Raw genomic sequence first — 16,975 nt, 5'->3', positions numbered from 1 at the left:
TTTTCGCCGTTCAACCCCGGAGAGCCGTTCAATGTTGTTCCGTCGTACCGTCCTTGCGAGCTTCGCCGCGCTTGCTCTCGCACCCCTAGCCGCATCGGCTGCCGAACTGCCGGATCTCGGCGGCAAGAGCGTCGTCGTCGTCACCGAGAACGCCTACCCGCCGCTGCAGTTCGTCGACCCGAAATCCGGCAAGCCGATCGGCTGGGAATATGATGCGATGAACGAGATCGCCAAGCGGCTGAACTTCAAGGTCGAATACCAGAACACCAGCTGGGACGCGATGATCCAGGCGGTTTCCGACGGCCAGTACAACATCGGCATGACCGGCATCACCATCAAGGAAGACCGCAAGCAGAAGGTGGACTTCTCCGATCCCTACATGCGCTCGCAGCAGTTCATGCTGGTGCGCGGCGACGAGAAGCGCTTCACCGACGCCAAGTCCCTTGCCGGACTCAAGGACGGCCTGGTCGGCGCGCAGCCCGGCACCACGCCCTTCTATACCGCCGTCTATGAAGTGCTCGACGGCAACGAGCAAAACCCGCGCATCAAACTCTTCGAAACCTTCGGCGCCACCGTTCAGGCGCTCAAAGCCGGCGACGTCGACGTCGTGCTGACCGACGGCACCGCCGGCAAGGGTTATGTCGATGCTTCGAACGGCGCGCTGAAGCTGATCGGCGAACCGCTCGGCACCGAGGATTTCGGCTTCATCTTCCCGAAGGGGGCCGATCTCGTCGCCCCGGTCAATGCCGCCATCGCTGCACTTAAAGCCGACGGCACGATGGATGCGCTGAACAAGAAGTGGTTCCTCGACTACAAGATGGGCGAATGACGCCGAAAAGTAGCTGATGGCGCTGCGACCATCTCCCGACAGACACGTCAAGGATGACTATCCCTGGTGGCTGGTCGCGCTCGTCGCGATCGGCATCGTCCTTGCCGTGGTCATCGTCGCCAACGATATCTATGCCCAGGTCTTCCGCACCGTCGCCAACGGTGTCGGCATCACCGTCTTCGTCACGCTGATCGCCTTCGTGCTCGCGACCGTGCTGGGGCTCGGCATCTGCCTGCTCGGCATGGCCGACAGCCAGGTGCTGCGGCAGATCGCACGTTTCTACATCGAGATGATCCGCGGCATCCCGATGCTCGTGCTGTTGTTCTATGTCGCCTTCGTTGGCGCCCCAGCTCTGGTCGCAGCCTATAATTTCCTGATTTCGCCGCTGGTCACGGCAGGCATGGCCGAACCCATTCTGGTGCGCGATCTCTCGCTGATGTGGCGGGCGATCATCGCGCTGACGATCGGTTATTCCTCCTTCATCGCCGAAATCTTCCGCGCCGGCTTCCAATCGGTCGATCTCGGCCAGATCGAGGCGGCCAAGGCGCTCGGCCTGTCGCGCTACCGGCGCTTCCGCTCCGTCGTCTTCCCGCAGGCGATCCGGGTGATCTTCCCGCCGCTCTCCAACGATTTCGTCTCCATGGTCAAGGACAGTTCGCTCGTCTCCGTGCTCGGCGTCGCCGATATCACCCAGATGGGAAAGGTCTATGCCGCCGGCTCGTTCCGCTTCTTCGAAACCTATTCGATCGTCACCTATATCTACCTGATCCTGACGGTCGGTTTGTCGCTGGCGCTGCGGCGAACCGAGAAATGGATGAAGTCGCGGTGAATGCGTCGCGAACGCCTCTGATGATTCAAATTGAAGCCGCCGCGAAAAATCGTTATATGCAGGCGATGGAATCCAAGTTCAGATGCATCGGAGCGCATATTTTCGTGCTGCAGGATCACTATCGCCTGCCGGCGCGTTTTTTTGCGTGCGTATCCGGTGCGCTCAACAGCCGACTTCGTTGATCGAATGACGGCCGGCGGAGCCTGATCCGCCATTTTCCGATTTTCCAAAGCTTTCAAAAAACGGACTTAACGCCATGAGCGCACCGCGTACCCTCTACGACAAGATCTGGGACGACCACCTGGTCGACGAACAGGCAGACGGCACCTGTCTTCTCTACATCGACCGTCACCTGGTCCACGAAGTCACCTCGCCGCAGGCCTTCGAAGGCCTGCGCATGACGGGCCGTAAGGTTCGCGCGCCGGAAAAGACGCTAGCGGTCGTCGACCACAACGTTCCGACCTCCGCTGACCGCCACCTCGGCATCAAGAACGAGGAAAGCCGCATCCAGGTCGAGCAGCTCGCCAAGAATGCCGCCGAGTTCAACGTCGAATATTACTCCGAGAACGACAAACGTCAGGGCATCGTCCACATCATCGGGCCGGAACAGGGCTTCACCCTGCCGGGCATGACGATCGTCTGCGGCGACAGCCACACCTCGACGCACGGCGCCTTCGGCTCGCTCGCCCATGGTATCGGCACGTCGGAGGTCGAGCACGTTCTCGCCACCCAGACGCTGATCCAGAAGAAGGCGAAGAACATGCTGGTGCAGGTCGACGGCCAGCTGCCGGCAGGCGTCACCGCCAAGGATATCGTCCTTGCCATCATCGGTGAGATCGGCACGGCCGGCGGCACCGGCTATGTCATCGAATATGCCGGCGAAGCGATCCGCGCGCTGTCGATGGAAGGCCGCATGACGATCTGCAACATGTCGATCGAGGGCGGCGCCCGTGCCGGTCTGATCGCCCCTGACGAAATCACCTTCGAATATATCAAGGGTAAGCCGCGCGCGCCGAAGGGCGAAGCGCTGGAACAGGCGATCGCTTACTGGAAGACGCTGAAGTCAGACGAAGGCGCCCATTTCGACCGTATCGTCAAGCTCAATGCCGCCGAGCTGCCGCCGATCGTTTCCTGGGGTTCTTCGCCTGAGGACGTCGTCTCCGTACAGGGCATCGTGCCGAACCCGGATGACATCAAGGACGAAACGAAGCGCGCCTCCAAGTGGCGTGCGCTTGATTATATGGGCCTGAAGCCGGGTACGCCGATGACCGACATCAGCGTCGACCGCGTCTTCATTGGTTCCTGCACCAACGGCCGCATCGAAGACCTGCGCGCTGTCGCCAAGGTCGTCGAGGGCAAGACCGTTGCCTCCACCGTCAACGCCATGATTGTTCCGGGCTCCGGCCTCGTCAAGGAACAGGCTGAAGCCGAGGGCCTCGACAAGATCTTCAAGGCCGCAGGCTTCGACTGGCGCGAGCCGGGCTGCTCCATGTGCCTTGCCATGAACGACGACCGCCTGAAGCCGGGCGAACGCTGCGCCTCGACCTCGAACCGCAATTTCGAAGGCCGCCAGGGTTTCAAGGGCCGCACGCACCTCGTCTCCCCGGCCATGGCTGCAGCCGCGGCGATCGCCGGGCACTTCGTCGATATCCGCGAGTGGAACTGATCTGATCCGGCCGACGGATGAGAATGAAAGCCGCCCGATGCGCCCCGAGCGCATCGGGCGGCTTCGCATTTATGGTGTCTGTCGCTTCGACGCCCCAGCTGCTGCGACCCGCCCTGCGCCTTCTCCGACGCGCAAAGGGTTCTGAAGCCCTTGAGAGAGCTGCACTAATTCCTTAAATCGCTTCCGATTTAATTATGTCGTGGCGGGCGAGCCCGTTTGTGCATGGCCGGCGCTCCCGATTTCATCCTTTCGGGCAATCGACATCGATAAATTCCTGTGGCCTCATCGATAGCCAGGCGCGACACGCACAGATACCGTTCAGGCTTCGGCGAACACAGCGCTATCGGGGAAGCGCCATGAGGCAGAAATTAGTATGGAGTTTACTGCAAGCCGGCCTGATCATCTTTGCACCACTGGCATCGATCGACGCCGTCAGCGCCGGGCAGATGCATCCGAACATACTGCCAATCACTGTTGCCCACGACCAACTGCAGCAGATTGTGCAGAAGAAGATACCGTTACTCAACGGCTATCGCGGCTCTAGCAGTGGCAGGCCCGGCTATATCAGGAGCTCGAACGGCTATTGGTATCCCTCGCGCGCCTTCGATGATTATACCGGCTCAATTGGACGGCCGCAGAACCTGAGCAACACCTGCAATTACGGCTTCGCCCCGACCAACGGATCGTCCAATTGCAACTATTGACGGAAGGCTGCATGCCTCCGTCAAGCGGTGGCCGCCACGGTTGGTCTCTCCTCCGCGGCGGCCGCTGATGCATTCGGCAACAGTCAGAAAGATGCCGTCATCGGATCCGGTCCCATGCGGGCTCCGGCGCTGTCGAGCTTCGCGATCGCCGCCATATCGTCGGCATCGAGCTTGAAGTCGAACACCTGGAAATTCTCCTCGATGCGCGACGGCGTAACCGACTTCGGGATGACGACGAGACCGGTGTCGATATGCCAGCGAATGATGACCTGGGCCGGCGTCTTTTGATGCTTCCTGGCGATTTCGCCGATGACGGGATTCGAGATGAACTTGCCCTGGCCGAGCGGGCTCCAGGATTCGGTGGCGATACCAAGCTTCTTGTGAACCTCCTGCGCCGCCTTCTGCTGGAAATCGGGGTGCAGTTCGATCTGGTTGATGACGGGAACGACGCCCGTTTCACCGATGATGCGCTCCAGATGTTCAGGGTAGAAATTCGATACGCCGATCGAACGGGCGCGACCCTCCTCCCGGATGCGCACGAAAGCCTTCCAGGTCTCGGTATAAAGCCCGCGATGCGGCGACGGCCAGTGAATGAGATAAAGGTCGACATATTCCGAGCCGAGCTTCTTCAGGCTGCCGTCGAAGGCGCGCAGCGCGTTGTCGTAGCCCTGATCGGTGTTCCTCAGCTTGGTGGTGACGAAGATGTCCTTGCGGTCGAGGCCGGACGAGCGGATGCCTTCGCCGACGCCCTCTTCATTGTCGTAACCGGAAGCCGTATCGATATGGCGATAGCCGGCGGCAATGGCGGTCCGCACCGTCGGAGCGGCGATCTCCTGCGGCGTCTGCCAGACGCCGAGGCCGATCTGGGGAATGGAATGTCCGTCATGGAAAGTGATGATGGGTTGAGCGGTCACAATATATCTCCGGAAGTTTGAAGAATTGGACGAGGCATGGATTGCGCCCACAATTCCGCGGGCGTCCCGGAACGCATTTCAGCCGGAGCGTTCGGTCACCGGAAGGATATAGGCGGCCGCATCCACAAAACAATCAGAGCACGCGGACAATCGTTCCCTTTCGAAGATGGGGCAGAAGACGGCGCATGTCGCGCAGGCTCACCGCCACGCAGCCGGCCGTCGGCTCGTAGCCCGGCCTGATGAGATGGAAGAAGATCGCCGAGCCGCGATGGCGCGCCCGGCAGGAAATGTTCCAGTCCATCACCAGACAGATATCGTAGAGCCCGTCGCTACGTCGCATCTCCTCATGGCTTGCGTTAAACGGCCCCCTGACGAGACGGTTGTAGCTGGCATTATCAGGCTGATCGCACCAGAGCATGTCAGGACGAATGCGGCGAAGGGCAAGCGGCGTGACAAGCCGGCCGTTCCGCTCGCCGCGGCGGAAGCCCGATATCAGCCTCATCGATGCGATCGGCGTGGCGCCGTCGCCTTCACGTTTCAGTATGGTGCGGCCGGAGCGGCCGATCGCGGCCGGCACGGTGATGCCGCCGAGCCGGACGATCGCGTGGCTCTTCCCCGGCGCGGGGCGCACCACGACCGTCGACGGCCTCATCCCCGGCTCTCGCCTTGCTTTTTCCATTTTTCTCGCATGTCTTGCATTGCTTGAAGCTTTGATTGAAATCATATGAAAACCTGCCCGGCAACAGCCCCGCCGGCCGATCCTTGCCAAACACGGAATTTGGCGTAGGACTAGAAGACTAACTTGAGGACACAACGGCATGACCGCACGCACCATTCTTCTGGTGGATGACGACGATGACCTTCGGCAGACGCTGACGGAGCAATTGTCGCTTTATGAGGAATTCACGGTTCTGCAGGAAGCCAACGCCGGCAAGGGCGTGGCGACCGCCCGCTCAACGCCGATCGACCTGCTGATCATGGATGTCGGCCTGCCCGATATGGACGGCCGCGAAGCGGTGAAGCTCTTGCGCAAGGGCGGCTTCAAGGCGCCGATCATCATGTTGACCGGCCACGACACCGATTCGGACACGATCCTCGGCCTCGAAGCCGGCGCCAACGACTATGTCACCAAACCCTTCCGCTTCGCCGTCCTGCTGGCGCGCATCCGTGTGCAGTTGCGCCAGCACGAGCAGAGCGAGGACGCGACCTTCACCGTCGGCCCCTATCTCTTCAAGCCGAGCCAGAAGCTGCTCACCACCGACAACGGCCAGAAGATCCGCCTGACGGAAAAGGAAGCGGCGATCATCCGCTATCTCTACCGCGCCGAACAGAAGGTCGTCACCCGCGACGTGCTTCTCGAAGAGGTCTGGGGCTATAACTCCGGCGTGACCACCCATACGCTGGAAACCCACGTCTACCGGCTGCGCCAGAAGATCGAGCGCGACCCCTCCAATGCCGAAATCCTCGTGACGGAAAACGGCGGCTACAAGATCATACCCTAGAGCATTTCCGTTTCTCCGAATCACGGAAATGCTCCATCTCTTTGTTTCAAGGCGAAAAGCCCGCATGGCGCTGACCGACGACATCCACCTGCTCGCGCAGCTTCCTCTGTTCAAGGACATGAACGAGGATCAGCTGCGGCTGATCGCCTTCGGCGCCGACCGGCGCGTGATTGCCGCCGGCCAGATGCTGTTTCGCCAGGGCTCGCCGGCCGAAAGTGCCTATGTCGTCATCAGCGGCAGCCTTGATCTCATGACGACGAACAGCGACGGCATTCAGAGGGCCGAGGCCGTCGCCGGCCCGGGAACGCTGATTTCCGAGCTTGCGCTGGTCACATTGGTGGAGCGTAAGTTCACCGCGATCGCACGCGAGGATACCAGCATCATCCGCATTACCCGCGCCCTCTTCCATCGGCTGATCGAGGAATATCCGGAGGCGGCCCGGCTGATCGAAAACCGCATCCGCGACAACCTCGCCGAACTCGCGGCAAAGGCTGCAAGCCAGTTCCACCGCTTCAGCTGATCCCTGTCACAGATCAAAATGCGCCGTCACCGGCACATGGTCCGAGGGGCGCTCCCAGCCGCGCGCTTCCTTCAGGATTTCGATGCGCTTGAGATGCGGCCCGAGATCGGAAGACGACCAGATATGGTCGAGACGGCGGCCCTTATCGGCGGCCTCCCAGTCTTTGGCGCGGTAGCTCCACCAGGTGTAAAGCTTCTCGCTGGCCGGCACGTGCTGGCGCATGAGATCGAGCCAGGCGCCGCGCTTCATCACGTCGAGCAGCCCTTCGGTTTCGACAGGCGTGTGGCTGACGATCTTCAGAAGCTGCTTGTGCGACCACACGTCGTGCTCCAGCGGCGCGATGTTCAGGTCGCCGACGAGGATGGCGGAGGTGTTGGCCTCGCCATTGGCTTTCAAGTGCTTCATCTCCTCGATGAAGTCGAGCTTGTGGCCGAATTTCGGGTTGATGGTACGATCCGGCTCGTCGCCGCCCGCCGGGACGTAGAAATTGTGCAGCCGGACACGGCGATTGCCGCGCTCGAAGATCGCCGATATGTGGCGGGCATCGCCGACGCCGCAATAATCCTGCCGATGATCCTCCGTCAGCGGAATGCGCGAGGCGATCGCCACGCCGTGATAGCCCTTCTGGCCGTGGATGATGATGTGATCATAGCCCATGGCCCTGAGCGGTGCTGCCGGAAATAGCTCGTTCGGCACCTTGGTTTCCTGCAGGCAGAGAATATCGGGCCTGTGTTTGAGAACGAGCTGCTCGACGATCGGCATGCGCAGCCGCACCGAGTTGATATTCCAGGTGGTGATCGAAAAGCCCATTCCCCATGCCCTTTCACGGCCAATGCCTAGCCCGAACCGCGCAGCGATATTCGATGCGACGCTTTCATGAAAGGGCTTTAGAACAAAGGCAAGCGGGAGGGAACCCACTTGAGGGAGCGGCCGGCGATCGACCGAAAAGGCTCAGTCGCGCGAGGCGGCCGTACCGGGGATGTTCTCGTATGGCACGCGGAACACCCGGTCGTCGAACTGCACGCCTGTTTTGACGTTGAAGATCATCACCGACGTGTCCTTGCCCTGATTGTCGGTGATCGTCCACTGGCGCAGGTCGTAGGTCTTCGGGTCGAACATCATGGTGATGGTCGAATTTCCGAATACCGTATTGTTGCCGAGGGCGATCGTCGTCAGATCCGACTCTTCCTTCACGCCCTTCACCATGCCGGCGGAAAGATCGATATGCTGCGCCAGCAGCAGGCTGAGCGGCGTCTTGGAGAGCGGATAGAGATCCCATGTCTTGAGCTTGGTATTGCCGATCGCAACATTCTTGCCGTCGGCGATCACGCGCATCGGCGACGGGTCGTCATAGTTGAAGCGCAGCTTGCCGGGACGCTGGATGAAGAACTTGCCGCCGGTCTGTTCGCCGCGCGGACCGAACTGCACGAATTCCCCCTGCATCGTCGTCACGCCGGAGAAATGGTCGGCGATCGCCTGCGCGGTGCCCGAAGCTGGCGCCGCCGCCTGCGCGAAGGCGCCGAGCGGAACGGCGGTCGCCGTCGCCGCAACGGCGAAGGCGCCCAGAAGTCCGCGGCGCGTCGTCGTCAGGCCGGAGAGGAAGGAATCGGAGTTACTCATCTAAATCTCCTTTATGAGATCTGCATGCCGTCGAAAGGCGGCGTCTTCAAGGCGCTGCGATCAGCCTCGCGAGAGGTAACGGCTTGCCATGCAGTCAGGTTTCCGCAAAACGGCTGTATTGCAAATATATGCCTGTTTCCTCAGCGGTCGAGGATATCGGCCTCGGTCGGAACGAGAATTTCACGCTTTCCGGCGTGATTGGCAGGGCCGATGATGCCTTCCTTCTCCATGCGCTCGATGAGCGACGCGGCGCGGTTGTAACCGATCCCGAGCCGGCGCTGGACATAGGAGGTCGAGGCCTTGCCGTCGCGCAGCACGATGGCAACGGCCTGGTCGTAGGGGTCTTCCGAATCCGAAAGGTTCGAGGTGCCGGCCGGGCCGCCGCCACCATAATCGCCGTCCTCGTCCTCATCGGCGGTAATCGCGTCGAGATACTGCGGCGAGCCCTGTGTCTTCAGATAGGAGACGATCTCTTCCACCTCGACATCGGACACGAACGGGCCGTGTACGCGCTGGATACGCCCGCCGCCCGCCATGTAGAGCATGTCGCCCATGCCGAGCAGCTGTTCGGCGCCTTGTTCGCCCAGGATCGTGCGGCTGTCGATCTTCGATGTCACCTGGAAGGAGATGCGGGTCGGGAAGTTCGCCTTGATCGTGCCGGTGATGACGTCGACGGAGGGGCGCTGTGTGGCCATGATCACGTGGATGCCGGCCGCACGCGCCATCTGCGCCAGACGCTGGACGGCGCCTTCGATGTCCTTGCCGGCGACCATCATCAAGTCGGCCATTTCGTCGATGATGACGACGATATAGGGCATCGGCCTGAGATCGAATTCTTCGGTCTCGTACATCGCCTCGCCGGTATGCCGATCGAAGCCGGTCTGCACCGTGCGCGAGATCGCCTCGCCCTTCGACAAAGCCTGCTCGACGCGGGTGTTGAAGCCGTCGATATTGCGCACGCCGATCTTCGACATCTTCTTGTAGCGCTCTTCCATCTCGCGGACGGTCCATTTGAGCGCGACGACGGCCTTCTTCGGATCGGTGACGACAGGCGAAAGCAGATGCGGAATGCCGTCGTAGACGGAGAGTTCGAGCATTTTCGGGTCGATCATGATCAGGCGGCACTGTTCCGGCGTCATGCGGTAGAGCAGCGACAGGATCATCGTATTGATGGCAACCGATTTACCGGAGCCGGTGGTGCCCGCGACGAGCAGATGCGGCATCTTGGCGAGGTCGGCGATGACGGCTTCGCCGCCGATGGTCTTGCCGAGCGCCATGGCGAGTTTCGCCTTGCTGCCCTCGAAATCCCGGGAGGCGATGAGTTCGCGGAGATAGACGGTCTCGCGCGTCTGGTTCGGCAGTTCGATGCCGATCGCATTGCGGCCGGGCACGACGGCGACACGGGCGGCAATCGCGCTCATCGAGCGGGCGATATCGTCGGCAAGACCGATGACGCGCGACGATTTGATGCCGGGCGCCGGCTCCAGTTCGTAGAGGGTGACGACAGGGCCGGGACGGACATGGATGATCTCGCCCTTGACGCCGAAATCCTCGAGCACGCCTTCAAGCATGCGCGCATTCTGCTCCAGCGCGTCAGCCGAAAGCGTGGAATCGCGCACAACGTTCTTCGGCTCGGCGAGCAGATGCATCGAAGGAAGTTGGAAACCTTCCGGACGGATGAACGAACCCTGCGCCTCCCGCTCGACACGGGCGCTGGGCTTCGGACGCGCGACCGCGGGGACGACGCGCGGTTCCGGTTTGCCGGCGGCCTTTGCCGGCGCGCGGATCATCCAGTCGTCGTCATCGTCATCGGGCAGGATATCGGCCGGGCGCGGCGGCATATCGGCATCGAAGGGCAGATCGTCATCATCATCGTCGTCGTCAATGGAAAGCGACGGCGCGGCAACGACGCGCCGCGACGAAACCGCCCGCGATTCCATCGACGGCTCCATGCGCTCGCTGCGGAGCGTCGGCGCCTTGGCGCGCACGGGTTCGTTCAGCGTGCCGAACTCGTCATCGTTGAAATCATAGGGCGATTCGAAATCGCCCTGACGGCGCTTGCGCGGCCCCATCCCGAAGAGCCGGCGGAGCCGCCCGTGGCTCATGTACCAGGCATGGGTGACGGCACCGCTCAGAGCAACCCAGCGGGATTCGTCCTCTTCGTCCTCGTCTCCGACGATACGGGCCTTGCTTGTTGTAGCGACGTAATCTTCCTCGATCTCGTCATCGGCATCGCTATGGCCGACTAGGCCCGAAGCAAACAGCATCAGCCAGGCTGTCGGCAGGGAGAAGATGCAGCCGACGACCATGGCGAAAGTGCCAGTCGGATAGGCGCCGACGAAGAGTGCGGGAAAACGCAGGATCATGTCGCCGACGACGCCGCCGATGCCGTTCGGGATCGGCCAGGTAAGCGGCGGCGGAAAGCAGCCGATGACGGCCGAGGAAAGCACCGAGCCGGCGAGCCAGGCGCCCATGCGGGCAGGAATACGGCTGAATCGGCGGCCCGAGATCAGCGCCAGCGCCCAGGCGACGATCGGCAGCATCGAAACGACGCTTGCCAACCCCAGGAACTGCATGACGATGTCCGCAAAGGCGGCCCCGCTGTAACCGAGGACATTCGTCGGCAGGTTGGCGGTGGCATAGGAATAGCTGGGATCGGCGACATTCCATGTCGCCAGCGCGGCGACGCAGAGCGCCAACAGCAGAAAGATCGCAAAGCCGATGAGCGCCTGGATCTGCCGCAGCATGAATGCCGAGAAGGAGAACCGATCCGGGCGGCCATCCATTGCCGGCGACGTGCTTCTTGCCATGTGTCTAACCCGTCCAATGCCTGGGCAGGCGAATCACCAAAGCCTCGCCATGCCGAAATGCGTCCGCTCCACCTAACCAGAGCGGGGTTAAAGCGATGTTAACCATGCGTGCCGGGATACGTATTCCAAATGAAAAAGGCCCGAACCTTTGAAAGGTCCGGGCCAAATGCGGCTTACGGTTAAATAGGCCGCGACGGGCCGTGGAGCGGCGCCCTTCTGCCGGGCGCCGCAAACCCTGTGATCAGGAAGAGTGGTAAGCGGCTTCGCCGTGGGTCGAGAGGTCGAGACCTTCGCGCTCGGCTTCGACGCTCACGCGCAGGCCGATGACGACGTCGACGATCTTGTAGAGGATCGCCGAACCGATACCCGACCACAGGAGCGTCGTCAGCACGCCCTTGGCCTGGGCTAGGACCTGGGTTGCCGTACCGGCATAGGAGGCAGCGAAATCGGCCGTCGAGTAATCGACGATGCCGGCGCCGCCGAGGGCCGGGTTGACGAGGATACCGGTGCCGAGAGCACCGAGGATGCCGCCGACGCAATGCACGCCGAAGACGTCGAGGCTGTCGTCGTAGTTGAACTTGTTCTTCACGACGTCGACGAAGAAGTAGCAGACCGGCGAGACGATGAGGCCGAGAACGATCGAGCCCATCGGTCCTGCGAAACCTGCTGCCGGGGTGATGGCAACGAGACCGGCAACAGCGCCGGAAGCGCCGCCGAGCATGGAAGCCTTGCCGCGGGCGAGGCTTTCAACGATGCACCAGGATACGGCGGCAGCGGCCGTCGCAACGAAGGTGTTGATAAAGGCAAGCGAGGCGTAAGAATTGGCTTCGAGATTGGAGCCGGCATTGAAGCCGAACCAGCCGACCCAGAGCAGCGATGCGCCAACCATGGTGAGCGTCATCGAGTGCGGAGCCATGATTTCCTTCTTATAGCCCGTGCGCTTGCCGAGCATGATGGCGCCAACGAGGCCTGCGATACCGGCATTGATGTGAACGACCGTGCCGCCGGCGAAGTCGATTGCGCCGTAGGAGAAGATCAGGCCGGCCGGCGAGGTGTAGGAGCTCGGGCCACCCCAGAACCAGACCATGTGTGCCATCGGGAAGTAGATGAACGTGACCCAGAGCACGACGAAGAGCATAACGGCCGAGAACTTAACACGCTCAGCGAATGCGCCGACGATGAGGCCAGGCGTGATGCAGGCGAACGTCATCTGGAACACGATGAAGGTGTATTCGGGAATGGCGACGCCCTTCGAGAAGGTTTCGGCGAGCGACGAGGTATTGACGCCGGCAAGGAACGCCTTGGAGAAGCCGCCGACGAAGCTATTCAGCGAGCCGCCGTCGGTGAAGGCCAGCGAATAGCCGTAGGTCACCCAGATCAGCGCCACGACGGCGGTGATCATGAAGACCTGCATCAGCACGGAGAGCATGTTCTTGGCGCGAACGAGACCGCCGTAGAAAAGCGCGAGGCCCGGAATCGTCATCAGCAGGACGAGCGCCGAGGAGATGAGCATCCAGGTATTGTCACCCTTGTCCATGGTGAAGGCGGGAGCAGCGGCGGCAGCAGCTGGCGCGGTCTCCTGCGCGAAAGCGACGGCGGGCGCCAGAAGCGCAGCCGTTGCTGCGCAAGCCAGCGCAAAGGTAGAGGAAAACTTCGAAATTGACATGGAATAAAGCTCCTTGATCTGCCGCTCTTTACAGCGCTTCTGAATCGGTTTCGCCCGTACGGATGCGCACGGCATGGTCGATCGAATAGACGAAAATCTTGCCGTCGCCGATCTGGCCGGTCTTGGCCGAGGCCGCGATGGCTTCGACGGCTCTGTCGACGAGTTCCGATGCAACCGCGATTTCGATCTTGAGCTTCGGCAGGAAGCTGACCGCATATTCGGTGCCGCGATAAATTTCGGTATGCCCCTTCTGGCGGCCGTAGCCCTTCACTTCGGTCACAGTCAGGCCCTGAATGCCGATCGCCGTAAGGGCTTCGCGGACCTCATCGAGCTTGAACGGCTTGATAATAGCCATCACAATTTTCATCTGGTTTCCCATCCTTCGTTATCCTCGGCGCGGAGCCGACTCTCCTTGCCGCTGACGTTCCTGAACAGCGACCGCGGATGTACATTCAAAGGGCGTGCCAGATTCGAAGCCAGTGCGTAAGTTATTGAAAAATAAATACTATAATTGAGAGCGCCAATAATGAGGCAAATGACCGGCCAATAAGCGCACAAATAATGCGCAAATTTACCAAGATGCACATTATTTATTCATTTGCCTTTTTCCGAATCAGACCCTCCTGCGCGACGGAGGCGACCAGCTCGCCCGAGCGCGTAAACAGGCTGCCCCGGGTCAACCCACGGGCGCCCGAAGCCGATGGGCTGTCCTGCGTATAGAGCAGCCAGTCATCGAGCTTGCAGGGCCTGTGAAACCACATGGAGTGATCGAGGCTCGCCACCTGCAGGCTCTGGTCGAAGATGGAGGTGCCATGGGCATAAAGCGCGGTGTCGAGCAGCGTCATGTCGGAGAGATAGGCAAGCACGGCCGCCTGGTAGAGCCGGTCGTCGGGAACCGGGCCGGTGGCGCGCACCCAGACGTCCTGCCTGGGATCGAGCTTCTTGTCGGAAAAATAATGCGTCAGCGAAACCGGCCGGATCTCGATCGGCCGCTCGCGCTGCCAGTATTTCCGGACCGCTTCGGGCGCATGCGCGAGATATTGCTCCTTGATCTGCTGCTCGCCGAGCAGCGTCTCCGGCGCCGCCACCTCGGGCATGGCGATCTGGTGGTCGAAACCGGGCTCCTCCCCCTGGAAGGAAGCCGACAGCGCGAAAATCGCCTTGCCGTGCTGGATCGCAACCACCCGCCGGGTGTTGAAGCTTGATCCGTCGCGGATACGCTCCGCCTGGTAGATGATCGGCACGGAAGGATCGCCGGGGCGCATGAAATAGGCATGCAGCGAATGCACGAAACGCTCGCCCTCGATGGTGCGCTGCGCCGCCATCAGCGCCTGGCCGATCACCTGACCGCCGAAGACCCGCTGCCAGCCGGCCTGCGGGCTGCGGCCACGGAAGATGTCGACCTCGATCGGCTCCAGGTCGAGCGTCGAAAGCAGCGTCTCCATCGCCGAAGATCCTGATGTCTCGCGCGTCATTTTGTACGTCTCCCAGTGGTAGGAAGTGAGATTGCGATGATCTATATAGATCACATCTGAGGTACAAGGTACGGGAGCGGCGCGATGCTGGACATGCTGGTTGTGGGCGGAGGTTATGTCGGCCTTTCCGCTGCTGTCGCGGTCAAGCAGGCGGCACCGCACCTTGATGTCGCGGTCGTCGAGGCAGCCCCCGAGCATGTCTGGAAAGGCGATACGCGCGCCTCCGCCATCATCGCGGCGGCTGCGAAGATGCTCGAGGTCTTCGGCATCTGGGACGAGATCGAACCCGAAGCCCAGCCGATCGCCAAGATGATCGTAACGGACTCCCGAACCTCCGATCCGGTGCGCCCGGTCTTTCTCACCTTCGACGGCGAAGTGGCGGAAGGCCGGCCCTTCGCCCACATGATCCCGAACGTCGCCATGGTCGCGGCACTGCGCGGCCTCTGCGAGCGGCTCGGCATCGACATCCGCCACGGCTTGAGTGCCACGGAACTGAAGACTGAGGACAGCCATGTCACGGTCACGCTTTCGGACGGCAGCGCGCTGGAGGCCCGGTTGCTGGTCGCCTGCGACGGCGTGCGCTCCAAGCTGCGCGATCTCGCCGGCATCAAAACCGTCACCTGGGATTACGGCCAATCCGGCATCGTCGCGACCGTCGAACACGAGCGGCCGCACGAGGGCTGCGCCGAGGAACATTTCCTACCGGCCGGCCCCTTCGCCATCCTGCCGCTCAAGAACAACCGCTCCTCGCTCGTCTGGACGGAGCTGACGCATGACGCCGACCGGCTGGTCGCGGCCGACGATCTGATTTTCGAAGAGGAGCTCGAACGCCGCTTCGGCCACAAGCTGGGGGCGCTGAAGGTCATCGGCGACAAGCGGGCCTTCCCGCTCGGCCTGACGCTCGCCCGCTCCTTCGTCGCGCCGCGTTTCGCGCTGGCCGGCGACGCCGCCCACGGTATTCACCCGATTTCGGGGCAGGGTCTCAATCTCGGCTTCAAGGATGTGGCGGCCCTTGCCGAAACCGTCGTGGAGGCCGATCGCCTCGGCCTCGATATCGGCTCGATCAACATCCTCGAGCGCTATCAGACCTGGCGGCGGTTCGACACTTTCCGCATGGGTGTGACAACAGACGTGCTGAACCGGCTCTTCTCCAACGACGCGACGCCGATCCGCATCGCCCGCGACGTCGGCCTCGGCCTTGTCGACCGTCTGCCGCGCCTCAAATCCTTCTTCATCGGCCAGGCCTCTGGAACGACGGCAAAGGACAATCCCCGCCTGCTGGCCGGGGAGACGATTTAGCAGCGATTTCTAGAGGCGCTATTCGTCGAGGCGCCGGGCCTCGGACACCAGCATGATCGGAATGCCGTCGCGGATCGGATAGGCAAGCTGCGCCTTTTCCGAAACGAGTTCGTTGTGCTCGCGATCATAGGAAAGCCGCCCCTTGGAGAGCGGGCAGACCAGCAGTTCGAGCAGTTTCGGATCGACGCGGCTGAGTTTTTCGTCCATGGCCGAAGTCTACTGCAGAACCGTGTCCGAGTCACCGAAGACGCGCGCCAGCACGATCTCGGTAATGGCGATCAGCGTCTCGGCCCGCGTCTTCAGGTCTGGCGCCTCGAGCAGCGCCTGCTTTTCGGCCGGCCCGAACGGCGACATCATGGCGAGCGAATTGACGAGCGTCAGATTGCTTGCCCGCTCGACGCTCTCCCAGTCGGCCTCCAGCTTGTTGGCATCGAGATAGGCCTTGAAGGCAGTCAGAAGTGCCGCGCGATCGACGGCCTCCTCCTCATTTTCGGCCGAGAGGTCGGCGATGAAGGGGGCGATGCGGAAAGTGCGGAAGGGATAGCCGGTCGCCTTCTCCTCGAGCAGCCGGAAGCGGCAGACACCGGTCAGCGACACGATATAGCGCCCGTCGCCTGTCTCGGCGAAGGATGTGATGCGGCCGAGGCAGCCGACAGCGGCGAGATGGTGCTCGCCGCTCTTGTCCTCATGTTCGCCGAGCGCCGGCTGCACCATGCCGATCAGCCGGTTTCCGGCGAGCGCCGCATCAAGCATCGCGAGATAACGCGGCTCGAAGATGTTGAGAGGAAGCTGCCCGGCCGGTAGGAGAAGAGCACCGGTCAAGGGGAAGACGGCGATCGCATCAGGCAGATCGCCCGGCTTCAGGTATCTGGCATTCCCGACTTGCATGAAACCGTCCCGCATTCTTGTAACGGGCATGCCCGTTCTGACGAGAATGTGGTGCCCCCGTCCGAAAACGCAAGGGCAGACACTCGAAACTTAGCGCAGAATGAAAATCGGAATCGATTTTCGAAAAGATTATGCGTGGCTTCAAGGCGATAGATCACGTTGGCTCAGACGCGTAACCGCTAAAGCGCGTCGCGACCCCTCAGATTCGGTTCTCGCGCTTTAGGCCTCTGTTTTACGCGTGTCGTAGACGCAA

General features: G+C 61.7%; 18 protein-coding genes. 8 read left to right on the top strand and 10 right to left on the bottom strand.

Annotated elements, in window-relative coordinates:
• Positions 1-31 precede the first annotated feature (31 nt).
• From EFQ99_RS14390 to EFQ99_RS14370, 5 genes are all read left to right on the top strand, one after another.
• Complete coding sequence (locus EFQ99_RS14390; protein ID WP_126921686.1) at positions 32-829, top strand: basic amino acid ABC transporter substrate-binding protein; 798 nt, start codon at positions 32-34, stop codon at positions 827-829.
• Positions 830-845: 16 nt separating this feature from the next.
• Positions 846-1,658 carry an amino acid ABC transporter permease gene (locus EFQ99_RS14385; RefSeq protein ID WP_126921685.1) on the top strand — a complete coding sequence of 271 codons (813 nt, stop codon included), beginning with the start codon at positions 846-848 and terminating at the stop codon, positions 1,656-1,658.
• A complete protein-coding gene (locus EFQ99_RS35035) occupies positions 1,640-1,840 on the top strand; it encodes a hypothetical protein (RefSeq protein ID WP_164736372.1) in 201 nt (66 codons plus the stop codon). The genes EFQ99_RS14385 and EFQ99_RS35035 overlap by 19 nt, the downstream gene beginning before the upstream one ends.
• A 74-nt stretch (positions 1,841-1,914) precedes the next feature.
• Positions 1,915-3,324, top strand: a complete 1,410-nt coding sequence (gene leuC / locus EFQ99_RS14375) for a 3-isopropylmalate dehydratase large subunit (RefSeq protein ID WP_126921684.1) — start codon at positions 1,915-1,917, stop codon at positions 3,322-3,324.
• 356 nt (positions 3,325-3,680) lie between these two features.
• On the top strand, positions 3,681-4,028 hold the full coding sequence (locus tag EFQ99_RS14370) for a cell surface protein (protein WP_126921683.1): 348 nt from the start codon (positions 3,681-3,683) through the stop codon (positions 4,026-4,028).
• 83 nt (positions 4,029-4,111) lie between these two features.
• Here the strand turns inward: EFQ99_RS14370 and EFQ99_RS14365 are convergent, their stop codons facing one another.
• Together EFQ99_RS14365 and EFQ99_RS14360 are read right to left on the bottom strand one after the other, a co-directional pair.
• The gene (locus EFQ99_RS14365) at positions 4,112-4,942 is read right to left on the bottom strand and encodes an aldo/keto reductase (protein ID WP_126921682.1); all 831 of its coding nucleotides are present in this window, start codon (positions 4,940-4,942) and stop codon (positions 4,112-4,114) included.
• A 133-nt stretch (positions 4,943-5,075) separates the two neighbouring features.
• Positions 5,076-5,594, bottom strand: coding sequence for a L,D-transpeptidase family protein (locus EFQ99_RS14360; protein WP_126921681.1), 519 nt, complete (start codon positions 5,592-5,594; stop codon positions 5,076-5,078).
• A 166-nt stretch (positions 5,595-5,760) separates the two neighbouring features.
• Between EFQ99_RS14360 and EFQ99_RS14355 the strand changes: the two genes are divergently transcribed.
• Both EFQ99_RS14355 and EFQ99_RS14350 read left to right on the top strand, forming a co-directional pair.
• Positions 5,761-6,444 (top strand): response regulator transcription factor, encoded by a 684-nt coding sequence (locus EFQ99_RS14355; RefSeq protein WP_011653914.1) that lies wholly within the window; start codon positions 5,761-5,763, stop codon positions 6,442-6,444.
• A 64-nt stretch (positions 6,445-6,508) separates the two neighbouring features.
• Positions 6,509-6,964 carry a cyclic nucleotide-binding domain-containing protein gene (locus EFQ99_RS14350; RefSeq protein ID WP_126921680.1) on the top strand — a complete coding sequence of 152 codons (456 nt, stop codon included), beginning with the start codon at positions 6,509-6,511 and terminating at the stop codon, positions 6,962-6,964.
• A 6-nt stretch (positions 6,965-6,970) separates the two neighbouring features.
• Here the strand turns inward: EFQ99_RS14350 and EFQ99_RS14345 are convergent, their stop codons facing one another.
• From EFQ99_RS14345 to tesB, 6 genes are all read right to left on the bottom strand, one after another.
• Entirely contained in the window at positions 6,971-7,774 is an 804-nt protein-coding gene (locus EFQ99_RS14345; protein WP_126921679.1) for an exodeoxyribonuclease III, read from the bottom strand.
• A gap of 141 nt (positions 7,775-7,915) precedes the next feature.
• Positions 7,916-8,584 carry an outer membrane lipoprotein carrier protein LolA gene (locus tag EFQ99_RS14340; RefSeq protein WP_126921678.1) on the bottom strand — a complete coding sequence of 223 codons (669 nt, stop codon included), beginning with the start codon at positions 8,582-8,584 and terminating at the stop codon, positions 7,916-7,918.
• A 140-nt stretch (positions 8,585-8,724) separates the two neighbouring features.
• The gene (locus EFQ99_RS14335; protein WP_126921677.1) at positions 8,725-11,394 is read right to left on the bottom strand and encodes an FtsK/SpoIIIE family DNA translocase; all 2,670 of its coding nucleotides are present in this window, start codon (positions 11,392-11,394) and stop codon (positions 8,725-8,727) included.
• A gap of 241 nt (positions 11,395-11,635) precedes the next feature.
• Positions 11,636-13,060, bottom strand: a complete 1,425-nt coding sequence (locus tag EFQ99_RS14330; protein ID WP_126921676.1) for an ammonium transporter — start codon at positions 13,058-13,060, stop codon at positions 11,636-11,638.
• 28 nt (positions 13,061-13,088) lie between these two features.
• A complete protein-coding gene (locus EFQ99_RS14325) occupies positions 13,089-13,439 on the bottom strand; it encodes a P-II family nitrogen regulator (RefSeq protein WP_003543684.1) in 351 nt (116 codons plus the stop codon).
• A gap of 211 nt (positions 13,440-13,650) precedes the next feature.
• Positions 13,651-14,535 carry an acyl-CoA thioesterase II gene (tesB, locus tag EFQ99_RS14320; protein ID WP_126921675.1) on the bottom strand — a complete coding sequence of 295 codons (885 nt, stop codon included), beginning with the start codon at positions 14,533-14,535 and terminating at the stop codon, positions 13,651-13,653.
• Positions 14,536-14,619: 84 nt separating this feature from the next.
• Between tesB and EFQ99_RS14315 the strand changes: the two genes are divergently transcribed.
• Positions 14,620-15,834 carry a ubiquinone biosynthesis hydroxylase gene (locus tag EFQ99_RS14315; protein ID WP_126921674.1) on the top strand — a complete coding sequence of 405 codons (1,215 nt, stop codon included), beginning with the start codon at positions 14,620-14,622 and terminating at the stop codon, positions 15,832-15,834.
• A gap of 18 nt (positions 15,835-15,852) precedes the next feature.
• On the opposite strand, the gene EFQ99_RS14310 is transcribed toward EFQ99_RS14315, so the two are convergent.
• Together EFQ99_RS14310 and EFQ99_RS14305 are read right to left on the bottom strand one after the other, a co-directional pair.
• Complete coding sequence (locus EFQ99_RS14310) at positions 15,853-16,041, bottom strand: Trm112 family protein (RefSeq protein ID WP_003567459.1); 189 nt, start codon at positions 16,039-16,041, stop codon at positions 15,853-15,855.
• A 9-nt stretch (positions 16,042-16,050) separates the two neighbouring features.
• Positions 16,051-16,737 (bottom strand): LON peptidase substrate-binding domain-containing protein, encoded by a 687-nt coding sequence (locus EFQ99_RS14305; RefSeq protein ID WP_208722766.1) that lies wholly within the window; start codon positions 16,735-16,737, stop codon positions 16,051-16,053.
• Positions 16,738-16,975: the final 238 nt, after the last annotated feature.

This window comes from Rhizobium vallis, from assembly GCF_003985155.1.
In the GTDB taxonomy this organism is placed as follows: Bacteria; Pseudomonadota; Alphaproteobacteria; order Rhizobiales; family Rhizobiaceae; genus Rhizobium; species Rhizobium vallis.
The sequence above is the reverse complement of the archived record's forward strand: the minus strand, read 5'-3'. Positions and strand labels throughout refer to the sequence as shown.

Bases quoted from the DNA above. Each gene is read 5' to 3' on its own strand.
- EFQ99_RS14385 (WP_126921685.1), top strand. From the start codon at position 846: ATGGCGCTGCGACCATCTCCCGACAGACACGTCAAGGATGACTATCCC.
- EFQ99_RS14355 (WP_011653914.1), top strand. From the start codon at position 5,761: ATGACCGCACGCACCATTCTTCTGGTGGATGACGACGATGACCTTCGG.
- EFQ99_RS14350 (WP_126921680.1), top strand. From the start codon at position 6,509: ATGGCGCTGACCGACGACATCCACCTGCTCGCGCAGCTTCCTCTGTTC.
- EFQ99_RS14315 (WP_126921674.1), top strand. From the start codon at position 14,620: ATGCTGGACATGCTGGTTGTGGGCGGAGGTTATGTCGGCCTTTCCGCT.
- EFQ99_RS14345 (WP_126921679.1), bottom strand. From the start codon at position 7,774: ATGGGCTTTTCGATCACCACCTGGAATATCAACTCGGTGCGGCTGCGC.
- tesB (WP_126921675.1), bottom strand. From the start codon at position 14,535: ATGACGCGCGAGACATCAGGATCTTCGGCGATGGAGACGCTGCTTTCG.
- EFQ99_RS14340 (WP_126921678.1), bottom strand. From the start codon at position 8,584: ATGAGTAACTCCGATTCCTTCCTCTCCGGCCTGACGACGACGCGCCGC.
- EFQ99_RS14370 (WP_126921683.1), top strand. From the start codon at position 3,681: ATGAGGCAGAAATTAGTATGGAGTTTACTGCAAGCCGGCCTGATCATC.
- EFQ99_RS14325 (WP_003543684.1), bottom strand. From the start codon at position 13,439: ATGGGAAACCAGATGAAAATTGTGATGGCTATTATCAAGCCGTTCAAG.
- EFQ99_RS14390 (WP_126921686.1), top strand. From the start codon at position 32: ATGTTGTTCCGTCGTACCGTCCTTGCGAGCTTCGCCGCGCTTGCTCTC.
- leuC (WP_126921684.1), top strand. From the start codon at position 1,915: ATGAGCGCACCGCGTACCCTCTACGACAAGATCTGGGACGACCACCTG.
- EFQ99_RS14360 (WP_126921681.1), bottom strand. From the start codon at position 5,594: ATGAGGCCGTCGACGGTCGTGGTGCGCCCCGCGCCGGGGAAGAGCCAC.
- EFQ99_RS14330 (WP_126921676.1), bottom strand. From the start codon at position 13,060: ATGTCAATTTCGAAGTTTTCCTCTACCTTTGCGCTGGCTTGCGCAGCA.
- EFQ99_RS14305 (WP_208722766.1), bottom strand. From the start codon at position 16,737: ATGCGGGACGGTTTCATGCAAGTCGGGAATGCCAGATACCTGAAGCCG.
- EFQ99_RS14335 (WP_126921677.1), bottom strand. From the start codon at position 11,394: ATGGCAAGAAGCACGTCGCCGGCAATGGATGGCCGCCCGGATCGGTTC.
- EFQ99_RS14310 (WP_003567459.1), bottom strand. From the start codon at position 16,041: ATGGACGAAAAACTCAGCCGCGTCGATCCGAAACTGCTCGAACTGCTG.
- EFQ99_RS35035 (WP_164736372.1), top strand. From the start codon at position 1,640: ATGGATGAAGTCGCGGTGAATGCGTCGCGAACGCCTCTGATGATTCAA.